Genomic DNA, 3,306 nt, shown 5'->3' on the forward strand with positions numbered 1-3,306 from the left:
CGCGCTGAAGGCGGCCGGCTCCGCCCAGGGGGACCAGGCGGTCGCCATCCGGACATCGCAGAAGCGGCCGGGGTCCGGACCGCCGTGCCGCACGCACGGCCGCGAGACCGCCGACCCGCCCCCGCCAGCCGGTCCGGGCGCCGAGCACCGCGATCCGGCGGGATGCGGCCGACCCGCGCCTGACCCAGCGGCCGCTGCCCCCCGGACGGCCCTGACCAGCACACCGAATCCCCAGCAACGGTCCACCGGGTGGGGCGGGCGGCGCGTGCACGGCCGCACCTGGTGAACCGTGAGCCTCGGCCGTCCCCGTGGCGGCCCCCGGATCTGCCGGGCGCGCAGCCCCCTGCTCGGCCACTGGCGGGCGGGCGCTCCGGGGCGGTGCGCGAGCTGTGGACGCGGAGGCGCGACCCGGCGTGCGCGTGCCGTCCGCGCGCCCTCGGCCGTCCCGGCGCCGCGCGCCTGCGGGCCGCCGGCTGGACGGGCGAGCCGGCCGCCGAGGGCGGAACCGGGGGGCCGGGCGGCGGCCCCGGCCGCTCCCGCGCCGGCGGCGGTCGGTCCTGGGGCGGCGCGCGGCGCTGTCGCCGGTCCGGGCGGGCGACGCCCCGGGGGGCGGGGCTGGATCGTTGCTGGGAGAGTTGCTGGGAGATGGGCGTGCTGGTCCATGGTCGTAAGCGAGGAGCGGTCGCTTGACCGTGGCGCCGATCAGCCGGTTGTGCCAGATCGCCGCGTTGCGCGCGCGGACGCGCTGACACACCCGGGCCCCCACGCCCGGTTCCGGCTCCTCCGCGCGCACTGGCCGGATCAGCGTGAATCCCGGCCCCGCGGCGGCCCTCTCGATCCCGGCCCGGCGAAGCCCTGGTCGCACCCGACGGGGCACGGCCCCGGAGCGCACCGGCGGACGTGGAGCGGGTGCGGGGCCTGCCTGCGTTCGTCCAGTCCCGTTGTCCAACGCGGTCCGCGCTGGTCATCGTCGCCGCCCCGACCGGAGAGCGGGGACCGCTCCGCGCCGGCCCGGGCTAGGGACCGATCGGGGGCTGCTCCGGCTCCTGCGCCCCGCCGGTGCCGCCGGGCGGTGCGAGCATCCGCGTGAACGTCTCGGCGATCGCGGCCATGTCCACCGCGGGGTCGTGCATCCACTGGAGCTGCAGGCCGTTCAGCACCGCGATCACCGCTCGTGCCAGGTGCTCCGCCGGTTCGTCCGCCCGGATCGCGCCGGCCCGCTGCTTCTCCTCGACGTCCCGCGTCACCTCGGCCGCGAGGGTGCGGTAGCGCTCGGCGAAGAAGCCGTGCGCGGGACTCTCCGGATCGGTGGCCGCCGCCGAGAGCGTGACGAACAGCTTGGCCAGCCCCGGGTGGTCGGTGGTGTGGCGGGTCCCCGCGACCATGCCGTCGATCATGCTCTGGTCCTCTCCCGAGGCGCCGGCCAACGCCCTGCCCTGCACGTCCCAGCGCTCCAGGACCGCGATGAGCAGCTCGTCGCGCGTGGGGAAGTAGTACGTGAGCGCCGGCTGCGTCACCCCGACGCGGGCGGCGATGTCGTGCAGCGAGGCGCGCTCGCCGTACTCGTCGACGGCCTCGTAGGCGGCCTGGAGGATCTGCTCCCGCCGCTGCGCGCTCTTGCGGTACGGGCCTCGCGGCTTGCGCTGGTTCGTCACTCGACAGACCGTACTTCACCCGTTCGGCGGCGAGCCGGCCTCCGGCCCGCGCTGGCGCAGCGCAGGGGCGCCGCCGGCCGCTCGGCGGGCCCGCCCCCTGCTCCCATGCGCCGCCCGGCGGCAGGGGCGCCGCTCCCGGCACCGCCGCGGCGGGGACACCGGCCGCCTCGCGGCCCGCCGAGCCGGCAGACCCCGGTGGCCCCGAGCCGGGGGACGGCCGCCGCGGGCGGCGGGGCGCCAGGGGCCGGACGCTCCGTCAGCCGTGCAGGTCCCGGTAGGCGCGCTCGGCGCCGGCGTGCAGGGGGACCGCGCCGGTGCCGATGAGCGCGCTCGGGCTGAGGAACTGCGTGCCCAGGGTGTCCGGCGGGATGAGGTAGGGCGCGCGGCGGACCAGCACCTCGACCAGCGCGGCGGCGACCTCCTCGGGCAGTTCCGGGGCGCACAGCAGCAGGCTCGGCACCCCGATGGTCGGGACGGCGGGGTGGCTGCCGTAGGTGTCCTGGGGGACGTCGATGGGGTCGTAGCCGGAGCCGTACCGCTCGCGCAGCTCCGGGATCAGCCCGCCCAGCGGGACCAGCCGGAGCCCGACGCGCCGCGACAGCTCCAGCAGCCCGGGCGTGGGTACCCCGCCCGACCACAGCAGCGCGTCGACGTCCCCGTCCTCCAGCCCGGCGATGCCGTCGCGCAGCCCCAGGTGGGCCACGTCGGCGGCCGCGTCGCCGTCGAGCCCGGCGACCTCGAGCAGCCGCTCCCCGAGGAGGGTGACGCCGGCGCCGGGGGCGCCGAGGGAGACGCGGCGGCCCGCGAGGTCGCGGACGCGCTCGATCCCGGAGCCCCGCGGCACCACGAGCTGCGTGTAGTTCTCGTACACCCGGCCCAGGGCGCGCAGCTCCAGCGGCCGGCGGTAGGGCGGGTGCCCGAGCGCGGCGGAGCGCGCCGCGTCGCCGAGGGCGAGCGCGAGGTCGGCGTCGCCGGCCGCGACCCGCGCCATGTTGTCGAAGCTGCCGTCGGTACCGACCACCTCGACGCCCAGCCGGGGCTCCTGCGCCGCCGCCTCCGCCGCGAGCAGCCGGGCGAAGTCCGCGTAGAACCCGCCGGGCTCCCCCGCCGCGAGGCGCAGCCGCCGGCGGGGGCCGTGGTACTCCCCGCGCCGGCAGCCGCCCGCCAGGACGGCCGCCGCCACCGCGGCGAGGCCGGCGGCGAGGGCCGTGCGCCGGGTGGGCGCGGGCGCGCTCACCGCGCGCCGCCGGGGCCGGGGCCCTCGGCCGCGGGGACGCGCGGGGCGCCTCCCTCCGGCGCGGGCAGCCCGATCTCCACCACCATGCCGCGCGGCGCGCCGCGGCGCAGCCGCAGGGTGCCGCCGCGCCCGGCGACCAGCTGCTGCAGGATCGCCAGGCCCAGGCCGGTCCCCCGCTGGCCGGCGGTGGCCGAGCGCCAGAACCGCCGGGTGGCGTGCGCGAGTTCGGCCTCCGCGAGCCCCGGCCCGTCGTCGCGCACCGTCAGCAGCTGGCCGGCGCCGCCCGGCCCGCAGCTCACGGTGACGGTGCTGCCGCTCCCCGCGTACTTCACGGCGTTGTCCAGGGTGATGTCGAGCATCTGCGCCACCTCGGTCTCCGAGACCGCGACCGCCCCCTCCGCGACCTCCCCCGCC

At 79.2% G+C, this 3,306-nt stretch carries 3 protein-coding genes and 1 pseudogene; all 4 read right to left on the reverse strand.

What is annotated here, in order from left to right; all coding sequences use genetic code 11:
• Nucleotides 1–661: 661 nt before the first annotated feature.
• A pseudogene (locus tag DEF28_RS29260) lies at nt 662–936 on the reverse strand (hypothetical protein); the annotation flags it as partial.
• Between the two features lie 80 nt (nt 937–1,016).
• The gene (locus tag DEF28_RS26015; protein WP_114400923.1) at nt 1,017–1,655 is read right to left on the reverse strand and encodes a TetR/AcrR family transcriptional regulator; all 639 of its coding nucleotides are present in this window, start codon (nt 1,653–1,655) and stop codon (nt 1,017–1,019) included.
• Nucleotides 1,656–1,911: 256 nt separating this feature from the next.
• Nucleotides 1,912–2,892, reverse strand: coding sequence for a TAXI family TRAP transporter solute-binding subunit (locus DEF28_RS26020; RefSeq protein ID WP_114400924.1), 981 nt, complete (start codon nt 2,890–2,892; stop codon nt 1,912–1,914).
• A partial coding sequence (locus DEF28_RS26025; protein ID WP_147281104.1) for a sensor histidine kinase occupies nt 2,889–3,306 on the reverse strand: 418 nt, incomplete at its 5' end. The genes DEF28_RS26025 and DEF28_RS26020, both read right to left, overlap by 4 nt.

The sequence above is a fragment of the Marinitenerispora sediminis genome (genome assembly GCF_003336425.1).
Classification (GTDB): domain Bacteria; phylum Actinomycetota; class Actinomycetes; order Streptosporangiales; family Streptosporangiaceae; genus Marinitenerispora; species Marinitenerispora sediminis.